The organism is Bordetella bronchialis (assembly GCF_001676705.1).
Classification (GTDB): domain Bacteria; phylum Pseudomonadota; class Gammaproteobacteria; order Burkholderiales; family Burkholderiaceae_B; genus Bordetella_C; species Bordetella_C bronchialis.
Window position 1 is genome coordinate 2454928 of sequence record NZ_CP016170.1, and the last position, 16437, is coordinate 2471364.

The 16437-nt window shown below is 68.2% G+C and carries 15 protein-coding genes; 3 read left to right on the forward strand and 12 right to left on the reverse strand.

Annotated features, from left to right (window positions below; translation table 11 throughout):
- Positions 1 to 86: 86 nt before the first annotated feature.
- The 11 genes from BAU06_RS10895 to BAU06_RS10945 all read right to left on the reverse strand — a co-directional run bounded on the left by BAU06_RS10895 (position 87) and on the right by BAU06_RS10945 (position 10166).
- Positions 87 to 1214 carry a mandelate racemase/muconate lactonizing enzyme family protein gene (locus BAU06_RS10895; RefSeq protein ID WP_066348590.1) on the reverse strand — a complete coding sequence of 376 codons (1128 nt, stop codon included), beginning with the start codon at positions 1212 to 1214 and terminating at the stop codon, positions 87 to 89.
- The gene (locus tag BAU06_RS10900; RefSeq protein ID WP_066348593.1) at positions 1211 to 2374 is read right to left on the reverse strand and encodes a mandelate racemase/muconate lactonizing enzyme family protein; all 1164 of its coding nucleotides are present in this window, start codon (positions 2372 to 2374) and stop codon (positions 1211 to 1213) included. Before BAU06_RS10900 ends, BAU06_RS10895 begins: the two co-directional genes overlap by 4 nt.
- 2 nt (positions 2375 to 2376) lie before the next feature.
- Positions 2377 to 3351, reverse strand: coding sequence for a Bug family tripartite tricarboxylate transporter substrate binding protein (locus BAU06_RS10905; protein WP_066348605.1), 975 nt, complete (start codon positions 3349 to 3351; stop codon positions 2377 to 2379).
- A gap of 74 nt (positions 3352 to 3425) precedes the next feature.
- The gene (locus BAU06_RS10910) at positions 3426 to 4130 is read right to left on the reverse strand and encodes a FadR/GntR family transcriptional regulator (protein ID WP_066348608.1); all 705 of its coding nucleotides are present in this window, start codon (positions 4128 to 4130) and stop codon (positions 3426 to 3428) included.
- A 170-nt stretch (positions 4131 to 4300) separates the two neighbouring features.
- Complete coding sequence (hutG, locus tag BAU06_RS10915) at positions 4301 to 5134, reverse strand: N-formylglutamate deformylase (RefSeq protein WP_066348613.1); 834 nt, start codon at positions 5132 to 5134, stop codon at positions 4301 to 4303.
- Between the two features lie 21 nt (positions 5135 to 5155).
- A complete protein-coding gene (locus BAU06_RS10920) occupies positions 5156 to 6547 on the reverse strand; it encodes a formimidoylglutamate deiminase (RefSeq protein WP_066348616.1) in 1392 nt (463 codons plus the stop codon).
- Positions 6544 to 7176 carry a HutD/Ves family protein gene (locus BAU06_RS10925; RefSeq protein WP_066348619.1) on the reverse strand — a complete coding sequence of 211 codons (633 nt, stop codon included), beginning with the start codon at positions 7174 to 7176 and terminating at the stop codon, positions 6544 to 6546. The genes BAU06_RS10920 and BAU06_RS10925 overlap by 4 nt, the downstream gene beginning before the upstream one ends.
- Before the next feature lies 1 nt (position 7177).
- A complete protein-coding gene (locus tag BAU06_RS10930; RefSeq protein ID WP_066348628.1) occupies positions 7178 to 7948 on the reverse strand; it encodes an amino acid ABC transporter ATP-binding protein in 771 nt (256 codons plus the stop codon).
- The gene (locus BAU06_RS10935) at positions 7945 to 8613 is read right to left on the reverse strand and encodes an amino acid ABC transporter permease (protein WP_066348641.1); all 669 of its coding nucleotides are present in this window, start codon (positions 8611 to 8613) and stop codon (positions 7945 to 7947) included. The genes BAU06_RS10930 and BAU06_RS10935 overlap by 4 nt, the downstream gene beginning before the upstream one ends.
- Positions 8614 to 8621: 8 nt before the next feature.
- Positions 8622 to 9374, reverse strand: coding sequence for a glutamine ABC transporter substrate-binding protein (locus BAU06_RS10940; protein WP_066348645.1), 753 nt, complete (start codon positions 9372 to 9374; stop codon positions 8622 to 8624).
- 48 nt (positions 9375 to 9422) lie between these two features.
- Entirely contained in the window at positions 9423 to 10166 is a 744-nt protein-coding gene (locus BAU06_RS10945; protein ID WP_066348650.1) for an IclR family transcriptional regulator, read from the reverse strand.
- 368 nt (positions 10167 to 10534) lie between these two features.
- Between BAU06_RS10945 and BAU06_RS10950 the strand changes: the two genes are divergently transcribed.
- The 3 genes from BAU06_RS10950 to BAU06_RS10960 all read left to right on the forward strand — a co-directional run bounded on the left by BAU06_RS10950 (position 10535) and on the right by BAU06_RS10960 (position 15348).
- Positions 10535 to 12664, forward strand: a complete 2130-nt coding sequence (locus BAU06_RS10950) for a hydantoinase/oxoprolinase family protein (protein WP_082993633.1) — start codon at positions 10535 to 10537, stop codon at positions 12662 to 12664.
- Entirely contained in the window at positions 12661 to 14292 is a 1632-nt protein-coding gene (locus BAU06_RS10955) for a hydantoinase B/oxoprolinase family protein (protein WP_066348658.1), read from the forward strand. The genes BAU06_RS10950 and BAU06_RS10955 overlap by 4 nt, the downstream gene beginning before the upstream one ends.
- Before the next feature lie 75 nt (positions 14293 to 14367).
- Positions 14368 to 15348 (forward strand): Bug family tripartite tricarboxylate transporter substrate binding protein, encoded by a 981-nt coding sequence (locus tag BAU06_RS10960; protein WP_066348662.1) that lies wholly within the window; start codon positions 14368 to 14370, stop codon positions 15346 to 15348.
- On the opposite strand, the gene BAU06_RS10965 is transcribed toward BAU06_RS10960, so the two are convergent.
- A complete protein-coding gene (locus tag BAU06_RS10965) occupies positions 15335 to 16321 on the reverse strand; it encodes a LysR family transcriptional regulator (protein ID WP_066348664.1) in 987 nt (328 codons plus the stop codon). The two genes, BAU06_RS10960 and BAU06_RS10965, sit on opposite strands and share 14 nt — an antisense overlap.
- Between the last annotated feature and the right edge of the window lie 116 nt (positions 16322 to 16437).

A 16437-nucleotide genomic window follows, 5' to 3' on the forward strand; every position in this document is an offset into this window, starting at 1 on the left:
AGGCAGTCCACTCTACAGAATGTCCCCATCGATGCCAATACCGGCTTGCCCTGTGCGCGCGCCGGTACGGCATCCGCACGGGCGGGTCAGGAAAACGGCGCGCCGTCGCGGGAAAAGCCGCGCAGTTTTTCCTCGTCCAGCGCCAGGCCCAGCCCCGGTTCGTCCGCCAAGGTAATCACGCTGTCGCGCTGCGCCGGCAGGGGATGCGCCAGCATATCGTGCAGCGGGTTGCGGATATACATGTCCTCGAAATAGCGGAATCGCGGGATGGCGGCCGACAGGTGCATGGATGCCGCGATGCAGATCGGTCCCGACGCCCCCGTATGCGGGCACACCGCGATGTTGTAGGCGTCGGCCAGCGCCGCGATGCGGCGGCAGCCCGTGAAGCCGCCGGCGCGCGCGATGTCGGGCTGGGCGACATCCAGCAGCCCCTGCTCGAAGAACGGCCGGAAGCCCGCACTGGTGAATTCGCCTTCGCCCGCCGCGATGCGGATATCCTTGACGGCGCCGCGCACGCGGGCATAGCCGGGCAGGTCGTCGGCCAGCACGGGCTCTTCCAGCCAATAGATGCCCAGGCGTTCCGCCGCGCGTCCCACCACGATGGCGGAAGTCGGGTCGTAGCCGGCATTGGCGTCGAGCATGATTTCGATGCCGGGCCCGACCGCCGCCCGTACGGCCTCCATGCGCGGGATGTCGGCGTGTATGCCCTGGCCCACCTTCAGCTTGATGGCGCGGTAACCCAGTTCGACCAGGGCGCGCGATTCCCTGGCCATGACTTCCGGCGTATCCAGCAGCACGGAAGACGCATATACCTCGATCCGCCGGCGGCCGTGTCCGGCCAGCAGTTGCCACGTGGGCCGGCCCGCCGCCTTGCCGAGCAGGTCCCACAGCGCGATGTCGACGCCCGAGATGGCTTCCATCAGGAAGCCGCGCGAGTGTCCGCGCGCGCGCATCGTCCGGTACATGTCTTCCCACAGGCCTTCGACGTGCTGCGGATCGCGGCCGATGAGCACCGGCGCCAGGATCTCGCGGACCACGGCGGCGGCCACGCCGGGGCCCAGGCGGGCGATGCATTCGCCCGTGCCGTGGATGCCTTCGTCCGTGACGATGCGCACGGCCGTGGCGGTCAGCGACGCCAGGGTAAAGGTGGAGATCCGCCAGGGCTTATCCAGCGGGGCTTCCAGCGTCATGGTCTGTACGGCGGTGATTTTCATCGTGTGCTTCCTTTTCCCAGCGTGACCCAGGGGCCGGGGTTGCCCGGATAGGTCACGCCATAGCGCGCGACCGCATCCGCATCGAAATTGAAGGCCAGTCCCGGTTCCGCCGGCAGCAGCAGATACCCATCCTTGGCCACCAGCTGCCGGTCCAGCAGGCGCCGCAGGTTGACGATATGGTCATCCGGCATGAACTCCATCCAATTGGCGTTGGGGCAGGAGGCCACCAGATGCACGTGGATGTCGTGCCAGGCATGCGGCGCCACGGGCACGCCGTAACTGGCGGCGGTGGCGGCGATGCGGCGCCATTCGGTGATGCCGCCGCATACGGTCGCATCCGTCTGCAGGATGGTGGTGGCGCCGCGCGCCAGCAGGTCCTTGAAGCGCCAGCGGCCCGCTTCGATTTCGCCGGTCGCCACGGCAACGCGCGTGGCGCGGGCCAGGCGCGCATGGTTGTCGATGTCGTCGGGAGAAAACGGCTCCTCTATCCAGTACGGAGCATGCGGCTCGATGCGCTCCATATACCGCAGCGCCGTCGCCAGGTCCGGCCACGCGTTGTTCGCATCCAGCATCAGGTGCACGTCCGGGCCGATCGCCGCGCGGACCTTGCCGACGCGCGTGCCTTCCTGGCCGGGCGACAGCTTGCCGACCTTGATCTTTACGGCTTTATATCCCTCGTCCGCGAAGGCGCGCATTTCGGCGGCCAGGTCGTCGTCGGTCTTGCCGGGCCAGTAATAGCCGCCGCTGGCATAGGCCGGTACCTTGTCCAGCACGGTCGCGCCCAGCAGCTTGTACAGCGGCTGGCCGACGCTGCGCGCGTTCAGGTCCCACAGCGCCACGTCCAGCGCCGAAAGCGCCCGCATCACCGCGCCCGCGCGTCCCTGCAGCAGGGCTTCCTGGTACATCTCGCGCCACAGTCCCTCGACGCGCCAGCTGTCCTGGCCCAGCAGCAAGGGGCCCAGCAGGTCCGTCACGGCGACCTGCAGCAGGCGGCCGGAGGTGTTGACGGCGTAGCAGTAGCCGATGCCTTCGACGCCATCGCTGTCGCGGATGCGCACCAGGCAGTATTCGCGCGCGCTGACCGTGCGCGTGGAGAACTGCACCGGGTTATCCAGGGGGACCCTGGCGATGCAGGCCGATACCGATTCGATCGATGCCATGTTCACTCCGCCTTGATGCCGGTTTTCTTGAAGACGTCCGTCCACTTGCTGTATTCGGCCTGCATCAGCGACGCGAATTCGGCCGGCGTGTCGCCGACGGGGACGGCGCCTTGCTGGGCCAGCCATTGCTGGGTTTCGGGCTTGCGCACGATGGCGACGATGTCCTTGTTGAGTTTGTCCACCACGGCCTTGGGCGTGCCGGCCGGCGCGATGACGCCAAACCAGACGTCGGAGTCATAGCCGGGGATGGTCTCCGCGACGGTCGGCACATCGGGCAGTACCGCCGCCCGCTGCGCCGAACTCACGGCCAGCGCCTTGAGCCGCTTTTCCTTCAGGAAGGGCAGGGACTGCACCGTGGTCAGGAACATCAGCGAGACCTGGCCGGCCAGCAGGTCGTTCATGGCCGGACCGCCGCCGCGATAGGCGACGTGGGTCATCTTGATGTCGGCCATCTGGTTCATCAGCTCGTGCGACAGATGCTGCGTCGAGCCATTGCCGGGCGAGCCGAAGTTGATGCTGCCCGGCTTCGCCTTGGCCAGGGCGATCAGTTGCGCCACGTTGTCCGCGGGCAGCTTGGGATTGGCCAGCAGCACGAAGGGCGACGTCGCCACCACCGAAACGGGGGCGAAGTCCTTCAGGACGTTATACGGCAGGTCCTTGTACAGCAGGCCGTTGGTGATGTGCGACGAGATCGTCAGCATCAGGGTGTAGCCGTCGGGGGTCGAGCGCGCCAGTTCCGTCGTGCCGATTACGCCATTGGCGCCGCCGCGATTTTCCACGACGACGGACTGGCCCAGCGATTTGCCCATCTGCTGGGCGAGATAGCGCGCCAGCATGTCGGTGCCGCCGCCGGGCGGGAAGCCCACGATCAGCTTCAGCGGCTTGTCCGGGTATTCGGCGCGGGCAACGCCGGGTGCCATGCCGGTTGCGAGCGCCGATGCGACGCCCAGGATGGCCAACCAATGCCGTGCATTCATGTTGTCTCCTCCGGGGAATTTGCCCCGCCCGTGTTCCCGGGCGTGGGCGGGGTGTCGCCCCTGGGCCTACGGCCCTAATGAGCGTGGAACTTGCGTAGGCGCTCCATCCCGTTGCGCACGTGGGCGCCGGCGGCCTGCGCGGCCGCCATGCCGTCGCGCGCGGCGATGGCGTCGTAGATGGCCTGGTGTTCCTGCTGCACCGCCTGCAGCCACCCGGCGACGGTGCTGTTGCGGCGGCTGATGCCCAGCTGCTCGCGGACGTGGCGCTCCAGGAAACGCGCGAAGTCGTCGTAGATCCGGTTGTTGGTGGCGCGGGCGATCGCGCGGTGGAAGCGCATGTCTTCTTCCACGCCGTCGCCGCCGTGTTTCTGGACTTGCTCCAACTGCTTCAAGGCCGTGCGGATTTCGCGCAGCTGCGCGGCGGTGGCGCGCTCGGCGGCCAGCGCGGCGGCCTGGGTCTCCACGCCGATCCGCAGCTCGAATACCTGCTGGACCATCTCTTGCGGCGTCTCGGCGCCGGCCGCCTGGATGCGGAAGGGCGCGGCGGTCAGGGTTTCGGCGACGAAGGCGCCCAGGCCTTGCCGGGTGGTGACCAGGCCGTCGGATTTCAGCCGCGCGATCCCTTCGCGCACGACGGTGCGGCTGACGCCGTACTCGGCGGCCAGCTGTTCCTCCGTGGGCAGCCGGCTGCCGGGGGCACGCTCGCCGGATTCGATCTGCCGGGTCAGGATTTCGCTGAGCTTTTCGGTCAGGTTGGCGTTGCGCAGGGTCGGCGGCATGGCGGTCGGATTCCTTGGATGGCTGGCAAGATGGTCAGCCTATTGCATGGTTATCATACAAGTGGATCTCCAAGGGACGCAAGCAGGGGGCCAGCGGTCGACGGCCAGCCTGGCGCGGGGCGGCGCGATCCGCCGCCCCGCGCGCCGGTTCGGCGCAGGCGATGTGCCGGTCAGCCCTTGCGCGACCGCATCACGCCGTCGAAGGCCGTCTGCACCATGCGCTGGAGCAGCGGCTGGATGCGGTCCGCCCGTTCAGGCAGGTAGTCGAAAGGCAGGGCTTCCTGCATGTAGCTGCATTGCGTCATTTCCAGCTGGATGGCGTGTATGCCTTGTTCCGGCTGGCCGTAATGACGGGTGATGTACCCGCCGGTGAAGCGACCGTTCAATACGCTGGTATAGCCCTGCGGCTCGCCTTCGCGGGCGACCGCGTACACCGCTTCGGCGATGTCCTGCGCGCAGGCGATGCCCTTGCCCGTGCCCAGGTTCAGGTCGGTGAGCTTGCCTTCGAAAAAACGCGGCAGCACGGAGCGGATGGAGTGCGCGTCCCACAGCAGCGCGACGCCATGCTGGGCACGCAGGCGGGCCAGCTCCTGGGCCAGTTTGTCGTGATAGGGTTGCCAGACCTGCGCGCGGCGCGCGGCGACTTCCTCGGCGCCGGGAACATCCCCCGCATCGCGATAGAGCGGCGTATCGTCGAAGGTATCCACGGGACAGAGGCCCGTCACGCTCTGCCCGGGATACAGGCTGCTGCCGTCGGGCGGACGGTTCAGGTCGGCGACGTAGCGCGAATGCGTGGCGACGAGCACGGACGCGCCCATGCCGACCACGAAATCATAGAGCCGTTCCAGGTGCCAGTCGGTATCCGGCACATGGCGGGCTTCGTCGGTCAGGCGGTCGGCGATGGCCGGCGGCACGTAGGTGCCGACGTGCGGCATGGAGACCAGCAGCGGCGCGGTGCCCTGCCGGAAGGTGTAGACCGGGCGGTCGGTGATTGCGGGTGACATGGGTTTCCTCCAGACGATAAGTCAGCTTTCCGCCACGAGCGCGCGGCGGACCTCCACGAATGCCGCGGCCGCGGTGTCGCGCAGCGCGTGCCGGCCTTCCTGTATCCGCGGCTGCCCGCCCACCCACACGTTGCGGATGGCGGACGTACGGTGGCTGCCGAACACGTGGGCCGACAGCATGTCGCGCGCGGGCAGCCCGGCCAGCGCCACATGGTGCGGGTCCAGCTCCAGGAAGTCGGCCTGCCGGCCGGGCGCCAGTCCATCCACCGCGCGGCCGCTGGCCTGCGCGCCACCGGCGACGGCGGCCAGCGTCATCGCCGTGGCGACGTGCGGCTGCCCGGCCTCGGCCATGACGTTGCGCTGGCGGGTGGTCAGGCGCAGGCCGTATTCCAGCCATTGCAGTTCCTCGCCGGCGTTGACGGTGGAATGGCTGTCGGAGCCCACGCCCCAGCGGCCCCGGCCTTCGCGCCAGTGCGCCATGTCGAACAGCCCGTCGCCCAGGTTGGCCTCGGTGGTCGGGCACAGGCCGGCCACCGCGCCGGTGCGCGCGGCATCCCGGGCTTCGTCGGGCGTCATGTGCGTCGCATGCACCAGGCACCAGCGGGGCCCGAGGGGAGCGTGCTCCAGCAGCCAGCGCACGGGCGGCAGGCCGCTCCAGGCGATGCAGTCTTCCACTTCCTTCACCTGTTCGGCGACGTGGATGTGGATGGGCGCGGTCGGATCCAGCGCTTCCAGTCCGGCCAGCGCCCGGTCCAGGGTGGCCGGCGGCACGGCGCGCAGGGAATGCGGCGCCAGTCCGAGCCGGGCGCCCTGCGCGTCGCAAAGCGGCTTCAGCGTGTCCAGCAGCCGCAGCATGGCGTCGGTGTCGTGCAGGAAGCGGCGCTGCCCCGCGTGCGGCGCGGCGCCGCCGAACCCGCCGGTCTGGTACAGCACGGGCAGCAGCGTAAGGCCGATGCCGGCCCGCCGGGCGGCGCGCAGGATGGCCAGCGCCATCTCCGGCGCCTGGCCATAGGGGCGGCCCTGCGGATCGTGGTGCAGGTAGTGGAATTCGCAGACGCTGGTATAGCCGGCTTCGAGCATCTCCACGTACAGCCAGGTGGCGATGGCTTCCGCCTGGGCGGGGGTGATGCGTTGGGCGCAGCGGTACATCAGTTCGCGCCAGCTCCAGAAGCTGTCGGCCGCCTGGGCGCGGTATTCCGTCAGGCCGCAGAAGCCGCGCTGGAAAGCATGCGAATGCAGGTTCGGCATGCCGGGGATCAGGGGGCCGGTGGCGCGCGGTTGTCCCGCCTGCGCCGGCACGCCGTGGCGGACGTCGGTCAGGCGGCCGCCGGCGTCCCAGGCCAGGACGACGTCGCGGGCCCAGCCGTCCGGCAATAAGGCATCCGCGGCCCATAGACTGCTTGCGTGATTCATAATGGCTCGTGTCCTTGCGCGTCCCCGGTGGACGCATACGTACCGGTATCGATCGTCACGGCGATGAGCCCGCCGTCGCCCTGGCCGGCATCGCGCCGGATGCGCCAGCCCCGGGCAGTCGCCGCCCACCACAATCCCATGTCGGGCGCCAGGATGTGCTCATGGCCCTTGTCGCCCCCCACCCGCCACGTGCCGCCCACCGCCATGAGCAATCCGCAGGACGCCGGCGGCAACTCGCCCGCCGCCGGCAACACCGTGACGCGCGCCCGCGCGCGGCCGCGCCGGCTCATCACGTTGAAGTCCTCGGACGGGCCGCCCTGCAAGGCGCAATCGACGTCCACGTCGCCGGGAAAGGCGAAGGGCGCCAGCGGCCGGGTCAAGGCATGTTCGCCGCCGGGGAAGCCGCCGCGCAGCAGGACGCCGTCACCGCTCAGCAGCGTGATGACGCGATCCACGCCCGCGAACCGGGAAAAGGGACCGCCCGCGTCGATGCGCGCGACACTGATGCGCCACAGGAAATCGTCCAGGCCCGCGCCGGGCGGCCAGCAGGCGATCTCCCGCGTCGTTCCGCCGCCGTTCTTCCAGGGGCGCGCCGCCACATCGGCCAGGCGGAAGGGGACGGTTTCCATGTCAGCCACGCTTCAGTACCGCCTGCAGGAACTCCCGCGTGCGCGGCTGGGTGGGAGCGGTGAAGATCTGCGACGGCGGGCCGGCCTCGATGATGCCGCCGTGGTCCATCACCACCACCACGTCCGCCACTTCCTGGGCGAAGCCCATTTCATGCGTCACCACCATCATGGTCATGCCTTCGGCCGCCAGCATCTTCATGACCTTCAGGACCTCGCCGACCAGTTCCGGGTCCAGCGCGGAGGTCGGCTCGTCGAACAGCATCACGCGCGGCCGCATGGCCAGCGCCCGCGCGATGGCCACCCGCTGCTTCTGGCCGCCCGACAGGCTGGCGGGCATGGCGTCCGCCTTGTGCGCAAGGCCGACTTTTTCCAGCAGCGCGCGCGCTTCGTCCTCGGCCTGCCGCCGGGGCGTGCCGCGCAGCTTGCGCGGGCCCAGCGTGATGTTGTGCAGCACGTTCAAGTGCGCGAAAAGATTGAAGGACTGGAACACCATGCCCACTTCTTCGCGCAGCTTGTTGAGCCGGCCGTCGGGCAGCATGCGCCCCGCGGACAGCAGCGGCTGGCCGCAGATCTCGATGTCGCCGTCCTGGGCCAGCTCCAGTCCATTGCAGCAGCGCAGCAGGGTGCTCTTGCCCGAGCCGCTGGGCCCGATCACCACCACGACCTGCGAGGGCAGGACGTCCAGGTCGACGCCATGCAGGACGACATTGTCGCCATAGGCCTTGGTCAGCCGCCGTATGCGCACCATGGATTGCCGGTCGTTCGCGTTCATTGCACCATCCCTCCCGCGCGCAGGCGCAGCTCGATACGCCGCAGCAGGAACGTCGTCGCGCCGGTCAATATGAAATAGATCACAGCGATGGCCAGGTAGACTTCCAGCGACCGGTAGGACACCGAGATGATCTTCTGGCCTTCGTGCATGACGTCGTGGATGGTCAGCAGCGACACCAGCGCCGAATTCTTGATCAGCGCGATGAACTCGTTGCCCAGCGGCGGGATCATGCGCACGAAGGCCTGCGGCAGCACCACGCTGGTCATGGCCATGCGGGCCGGCATGCCCAGCGAGCGCGCGGCCTCGACCTGCCCGCGATCGATGGATTGGATGGCTCCCCGCACGATCTCGGATACGTAGGCGCCGCTGTACACCGACAGCCCGATGGTGCCGCAGACGAAGGCCGGCAGCATGATGCCGAACTGCGGCAGTCCGAAGAACAGGATGAACAGTTGCACCAGCAGGGGCGTGCCCCGGATGGCGGCCACGTAGGCCGAGCACGCGCCATAGATGAAGCGCCGGCGCGGATCCAGCCGGCCGATGCCCACGAGCAGGCCGATCACGCAGCCGCACAGCAGCGACACGGACACGATCTCCACCGTGACCGCGGCGCCTCGTAGCAGGTCCGGCCAGTTGGCCCAGACCGGGGAGAAATCCAGATCCATTCAGGGCCTCAGTTGCTGAACCACTTCTTGACGATGGCATCGTAGGTGCCATCGGCCTTCAACTGGGCCAGGGCCTTGTTCAGGCTGGCGGTCAGTTCGGGCATGTCCTTGCGCACGGCCATGCCATAGGCCTCGGTCGTCAACTGCTCGGGCAGTACCTTCAGGCCGCCGCGGGTGCGCACGTACTGGTAGGCGGCCGGCAATCCGGTGACCGCCGCATCGGCGCGGCCGATCGCCACCAGGTTGAACATCTGGTCGTTCTTTTCGACTTCGACCAGCTTCACGCCCGGGTAGTGTTCCTTCAGGTAGCCGACTGACTTCGTGCCCACCTGCACGGTGACCTGCTTGCCGTCCAGGTCCTTGGGCGACTTGATGGCGTTGTTGTCGGCCTTGACCATCGCGACCAGGCCGCCGGCGTAGTAGGAGTCGCCAAAGTCCACCACTTTGCGGCGCTCGTCGGTGATGTAGATGGCCGACACCGCCATGTCGTAGCGCTTGGCCACCAGGCCCGGGATGAGCCCCTTGAAATCGATCTGCGTCCATTCCACCTTTTTGCCCATGGCCTTGGCCAGGGCTTCGACCAGCTCGATATCGAAGCCGGTCAGCTTGCCGTTCTCCACGTACTCCATGGGCGGGAAGGTGGCGTCGGTAACGACGCGGATCACGTCCTGGTCGGCGCGGGCAGGGGCCGGCGCGGCCGCCCAGAGCAGGGGACACAGGGCGATCGCGGCCTGCAGGACGCGGCGGCGGAGTGCTTTCATGTAAGGCTCCTTGGGGTTCGGGACACGAAGGTCCGGTGGACTGAAAGTTCAGGTCAGGCTCAAGAGGCGGGACACGCGCGCGGCGGCCACCACCACCATCTGGATCAGTTCGTCGGCGCGGGGCAGGGCCCGGGACGTCGGCGCCATCAGGGTCATGCAAGCGGCCAGGCGCTGGCCGGGGCCGAACAGCGGCGCGCTGGCGCCCCACACGCCTTCGTCGACTTCGTTCTGGCTGCACGCATAGCCCGCCTTGCGTATCGCCGCCAGCGACGCGCGGTCCGGCAGCTGCGGGTCCGGCGGATCGCCTTGCCAGGCATCCAGCAGCGCATCGCGGCGGGCGGCCGGCAGGTGGGCGAGCAGGCATTTGGCCGTGGCGCCCTTGCGCAGCGGAACGCTGCGGCCTTTTTCAAAGGAACAGCGCAATGCCTGCGGGCTTTCCAGCATGTCCAGGCAGATGGCGCGGTCGTTCACGGCCACGATCAGGCCGACGCTTTCGTGCGACTGGTGCACCAGGCGCTGCATATCCATGCGCGCCAGATGGACCAGGCTGGAACTGGCATCGAAGCCCTGCGCCAGTTGCAGCCCCATGGGACCGGGCGCGTAACTGCCGTCTTCTTCCTGCACGAAGCCCCAGTGCTTCAGCCGTGCCAATTGGCGGTACAGCGAACTGCGCGGCAGGCCGGTGGCTTCCGCCAGCTGCTGGGCCGTGACGGGGCCGTTCCATTGCGCCAGGGTGGCAAGCACCAGCAGCACACGGTCCTGGGAAGCGGCGGGTTGAGCGGTCGTCGACATGGCGCCGCCAGTATCGGGCAGAGCAGGGGGGCGGGCCAAGTGGTGATTCCCAGGGGATGGGAATGAGCGCGGTTTTCCGCCGTCTCTTGCGGCATCGGCTTCGGCACGGAAGTCGTTGATTGTCCTGGGCACATCAGGAATTGCGGGAAAACCCTAGGTTTCGGAGGTATCCCCACCGTCCCATCGGATGGGACTTTGCGCCACCGCGTGCCCCGGTCCGGCGCAAGGCGTCCCCTCCGCGGTGCGTCGCGTCGGCGCGCGTCGCACCAGGCTGGCGCGCCCTCCCTATTTATCGCTTTGCGCGAAAAGTCATTCGTTATCTTTCATTGGAGTAAATCAATCCCGGCTCCTATGATCCCCGCATCGACATGGCCGACAGGGAGAACGATGTGGCGGGTTGGGCGATCGGGATAGATATCGGCGGGACCTTCACCGATATCGTGGCGCTGGATTACGGGGCCTCGGCCCTGCACAGCCTGAAGGTGCTCACCACGCATGGCGACCCGGCGGAGGGCGTGGCCGAAGGCGTGCGCCGCATCGTCGCCACCTGCGGCATCGGGCCCAAGGACGTGACCCGCATCGTCCATGCCACCACGCTGTTCACCAATGCGCTGATCGAGCGCCGCGGCTGCAGGACGGGCCTGCTGGTGACGCGCGGCTTCAAGGATGTGATCGAGATCGGCCACGAGCGCAAATACGATCTCTACGATCTGCAGATCGAGGCGGCGCCCGCCCTGGTGGAGCGCCGCCTGCGCGCGGAAATCGGCGCCCGCATGGACGCCCGCGGCACGGAGATCGCGCCCGTGGACCCGCGCGAGACCATCGCGGCCGTGGGCGAGCTGGTGCGCGAGGGCATCGAATCCCTGGCGGTGTGCCTGCTGCATGCCTATGCCAGTGACGCGCACGAACGCCAGGTGGCCGCCATCCTGCGCGAAGCCTATCCCGGCCTGGCGATCACCCTGTCCAGCGAAGTGGCGCCCGTCGTGCGCGAGTTCGAGCGCATGTCGACGACATCGGCCAACGCCTATATCAAGCCGCTGGCCAGCCGCTACCTGGACAATCTGCAGCGCCGCCTGCGCGACCTCGGCCTGCGCGCGGACATCCTGATGATGCTTTCCAATGGCGGCCTGTCGCACTTGGGCGAAGCGCGGCGCGTCCCCATCGAGCTGCTGGAGTCGGGCCCCGCGGCCGGCGCGATATCGGCCGCCTGCTACAGCGCGCGCGATCGCCAGCCGGATCTGCTGGCCTTCGATATGGGCGGGACGACGGCCAAGCTTTGCCTGGTGGAGAACGGCCAGCCTTCGATCGCCTTCGGCTTCGAGGCCGCGCGGCAGAAGCGCTTCGCCGAGGGCAGCGGCCTGCCGATACGCATCACCACCATAGACCTGATCGAGATCGGCGCGGGCGGCGGCAGCATCGCCAGCCAGGATGCATTGGGACTGCTGAAGGTGGGCCCGCAGAGCGCCGGTTCCGAGCCGGGACCCGTCTGCTACGGGCGTGGCGGCGATCGCCCGACCGTGACCGACGCCAACCTCCTGCTGGGCTACCTGAACCCCGACTACTTCGCCGGCGGCACGATGTCCATCGATGCCGATCTGTCGGCGGCCGCCATTGGCGCGCTGGGCGATGCGCTGGGCCACCGGGCGATGGACGTCGCCTGGGGCATCCACGACATCGTCGCCGAGAACATGGCCGGCGCCGCGCGCGTGCACGTCGCCGAACGTGGCCGCGACCCGCGCGACTTCGTGCTGTTGTGCACGGGCGGCGGCGGCCCCCTGCATTCCTATTACGTCGCGCAAAAGATAGGCGTGCGCACCATCATCTGCCCGCCGGCCGCCGGCGTCGCTTCCGCCTACGGCCTGCTGGTGGCGCCCGCGCGCGCCGACCGCTCGCGCACGGTCAATGTGCGGCCCGCTTCCGACAGCCTGGAAGACCTGGAGCGCGCCTACGCGGACCTGGAAGGCCAGGCGCTGGAATCCCTGCGTCCGCTGGATGCGGCATTCGGTCCGGCCACGGTGCGCCGCGGCGCCGATGGCCGCTACGCCGGGCAAGGCTTCAGCCTGACGGTGGACCTGCCGGCCGGCCCTTATGCCGGTGCCGGCGCGGACAAGGGCGATGCCGTGCGGCAGGCTTTGCTGCGGGCCTTCGAGTCCGCCTATCGGGAGAAGTTCGGCCGTACGCCGCCCGACGTGCCCATCGAGCTGTTGAACCTGCGTGTCAGCGCCACCGCGCCGCCGCGCCAGCAACTGGCCCATGCCGACATGAAGACGGGTGGCGATATCGCGCCCGCCGGCCGGCGCCAGGTGTATTTCCGCGAGTCGGCGGGCTTCGTCGATACCCCGGTCTACAAGCGCGACACGCTGCATCCGGGTTTCGACCGTGCCGGGCCGATGCTGATCGAGGATGAAGGATCCACCCTGGTGGTGGGGCCGCGCGGCCATGTGCGCCAGCTACCCAGCGGCAATTTGATCGTCACGATTCAGGAGCAGCAGGCATGACGACCCCGAACACCCGGCACGGCGCCGAAGCCGCCGACCCGATCTTCCTGGAAGTCTTCTGGACCCGCATACGCTCCGTGGTGAACGAAGCGGCCAAGCTGATCGTGCGCACCTCGTTCTCGACGCTATCCACCGAGGCCAACGACTTCGCCGTGGTGCTGACCGATACGGCCGGACGATCGCTGGCGGAAAACAGCGGCAGCATTCCGTCCTTCATCGGCACCTTGCCGCGCACCGTGCAGGCGGCCATCGCCCGCTTCGGTCCCGACGATATCCGCGACGGCGATGTGTTCATCACCAACAATCCTTGGATAGGCACCGGTCACCTGAACGACGTCAGCCTGGTCAAGCCCATTTTCCATGGCGGCCGGCTGGCGGGCTTCGCCGCCACCGCGGCGCATGTGCCGGATATCGGCGGCAAGATACGCTCCGTCGATGCGCGCGAGCTTTTCGAGGAAGGCTTCCATATCCCGCTGATGCGCCTGCTGCGCGATGGGCAGCCCGACGAAACGCTGCTGTCGCTGATCCGCACCAACGTCCGTACGCCGCAGCAGACCGTGGGCGACATCTGGTCGCAGGTGGGCGCGGTGGAGCTGATCGCCAGCCGCCTGGGCGCCATCCTTGACGAATACCGCCTGGACGGCATCGACACGCTGGCGCGGGCCTTGTTCGACCGCAGCGAAACCGCCATGCGGCGCGCCATACGCGAGCTGCCCGATGGCGAGTACCGCTACGCCATGGAAACCGACGGCTTCGAAAACCGCTTCCAGTACCACGTCGCGGTGCGGATAGATGGCGACGAGATCGAGTGCGACTTCACGGGGACCTCGCCGCAGCAGCCGCGCGGCATCAACTGCGTCCTGGCCTATACCAGCGCCATGACGGTCTACGCGATCAAGAGCCTGCTGTTGCCCGAGCTGCCCAACAACGATGGCCTGTTCCGTCCCATCCGGATCGCCGCGCCGGAGGGCACGATCCTGAACCCGCGCATGCCGGCCCCCGTGGGCGGCCGCGCCTGCACCGGCCACTACGTGCCGACGGTGATCTTCGGCGCCCTGTACGGAATCCTGCCGCACAAGGTCATGGCGGGCGTGGGCTCGCCGCTATGGATCGCCAACCTGAGCGGCACGCGCGAGGACGGACGGCCTTTCGCCACCGTGCTGTTCTACAACGGCGGCATGGGCGGGACGGCGGGCAAGGACGGCGCCTCGGTCATGTCCTGGCCCAGCAATATCTCGGCCACGCCCATCGAGGTCGCCGAACGCGAGGCCCCGCTGTTCTTCCAGTACAAGCGCCTGCGCCCCGGCTCGGGCGGGCAGGGCGCCTACCGGGGTGGGCTGGGCCAGGAGATCAGCTTCGTCAGCAGGCATCACGCGCCGCTGTCCATCGTGTTCCTGACCGAACGCCTGCGTGTCGCGGCGCCCGGCCTGGGCGGCGGCGGCGACGGTGCGCTCGGCGAAGTCACCATCAACGGCCAGGCCATCGACAGCCGCCGCCCGCATGTACTGAATCCGGGGGACGAAGTGGTACTGCGCACCCCGGGCGGTGGCGGCTACGGCGACGCCGCGCGGCGGGACGCCGCGGCCAGGACACGGGATATCGCCCAAGGCTATGTCCCGGCGGACTGAGCGCGGGGGCGGCATGCCGCCCCCGCCTCGGTAAATCAACCAAGCCGCCAGAGCGGCCGATACAAGGGAAAGCACATGAAGATCGCGTTGAAGTGTGGCGTGGCGGCGTTATCGCTATGCGGCGCCATGGCATCCGCCGTTGCGCCGGCGGCGGGGGCCTATCCCGCCAAGCCCATCCGCCTGATCGTTCCGTATCCCGCGGGCGGGTCCACCGACGTACTGGCCCGCATGCTGGGCCAGAAGGTGGGCGAATCGCTGGGCCAGACCGTCATCGTGGAGAACCGGCCCGGCGCCAGCGGCAACATCGGCGCGTCCTTCGTGGCGAAGTCCGACCCGGACGGCTACACGCTCTTTCTCGGAACCTCCACCGCGTTGTCCGTGAACCAGAGCCTGTACAAGTCCTTGCCCTATGACCCGCAGAAGGACTTCGCGCCCATCGTGCTGGCAACCATGCTGCCCAGCCTGGTGGTGGTCAACGACAAGGTGCCGGTGAAGACCGTGCAGGAATTGACCGACTGGCTGAAAGGTCCGGGCCGCGCCGCCAGCTATGCCTCGTCGGGCGCCGGCACGCCGGCGCACCTGGGCGGCGAACTGTACAAGTTCATGACCGGCACGCACGCCACCCACGTCCCCTACAAGGGCGGCGCGCCGGCCCTGACCGACCTGGTCGGCGGCCAGACCGCCTATATGTTCGCCATCCTGCCCGAGGCCATGCCGCTGGTTAAGACCGGGCAGTTGCGTGCGCTGGCGGTGACCACGGCGAAGCGGCTGCCCGCCTATCCGGATATCCCGACCGTGGCGGAATCGGGCGTGCCCGGCTACGAGCTGATCGGCTGGTATGGCTTCCTGGCGCCGGCCCGCACGCCGCCCGACATCGTCGACACCTTGAACAAGGCCTTCAACAAGGCGCTGCAGGATGCGGAAACGCGCAAGAAACTGCAGGACCTGGGATTCGAGGTGGCCGGCGGCCCGCCCCAGGCCTTGAGCGACCTGATGCGCAGCGAATCCGTCAAATGGAAGCAGGTGATCGACAAGGCCGGTATCAAGCTGGAGTAGCCCCCGGCCGCGTCGCGCGGGACGCGGGCGATCGGCCCTTGCCGCCCAGCGCCTTGACGCCCGGCGGCAAGGGGCGTTCTTCGATGGCGCGGCGCATGAAGGCCAGCAGGCGGCTGGAGCTGGGCGACAGCGCGCGCAGCTTGCGGCTGATCAGGCAGATCTCGCGCGACAGGCGGGGGCCCGTGACTTCGCGGAATACGAAAGGCGAGAACTGCCCCATGCCGGCCGCCAGCGCGGGAATGATGGCGTAGCTGGCCCCCAGGCGCAGGACGGCGTGCAGCGAGGTCGTGCTGGAGATCTCGTCGCGCATGCCGGCGAACATGTCCTGGCGTCCCGCGTTCTGCCGCAGGAAGGCGCCGATGCCGGTGTCCGGCGAAAAGCTGACGTAGTCCGCCGGATCCAGTTCCGACCAGCGCAGCGGTTTGCGGCTGGCCCCGTAGCGATGCCGCGGATCGCACACGACCCCGTAGCGGTCCTCCAGCAAGGGCGTATAGACCAGGTCTTCATGCCCGCGGTGTCGGCTGGTGACGGCAAAGTCCAGGTCGCCGCCGGCCACCATGGTCTCGACCAGTTCCGCGCCGGCATCGCGCAGCGAAATGGTGGTCTCGGGATATTCCTGCTTGAAGGCGTGGGCGGCGCTGGCCAGGAAATGCTCGATCACCGAGGCCGCCGCCGCGATGCGGATATGTCCTTGCCGCCCCTGTGAAAAAGCCTGCAGGTCGCTGAGCGCGCCGTCGAAGTGGCTGAGTATCTTGTCGGCCTCGACCTTGAAGCGTACCGCTTCGTTGGTCATGGCCACGCGGCGCGTGCTGCGGTCGAACAGCTTGACGCCGACGGTTTCCTCGAACTGCTGGATGGTGGCGGTCAGCGACGACTGGGTCAGGAACAGGCGCGATGCCGCCACGGTGAAGGACCCTGCCTCGGCCACCGCCACGAAGCATCGCAAGTGTCGCAGGGAGATATTGCGCAGCATCGCGTCCTTCCATTCAAGCCTGGGGATGGAAAGATCATATATTGGTGAAAACGAATAAACAATAAAAACTAATCGTTTGTTATGAACAAACCGGCTTTCTAGAATTCTTCCGTCGT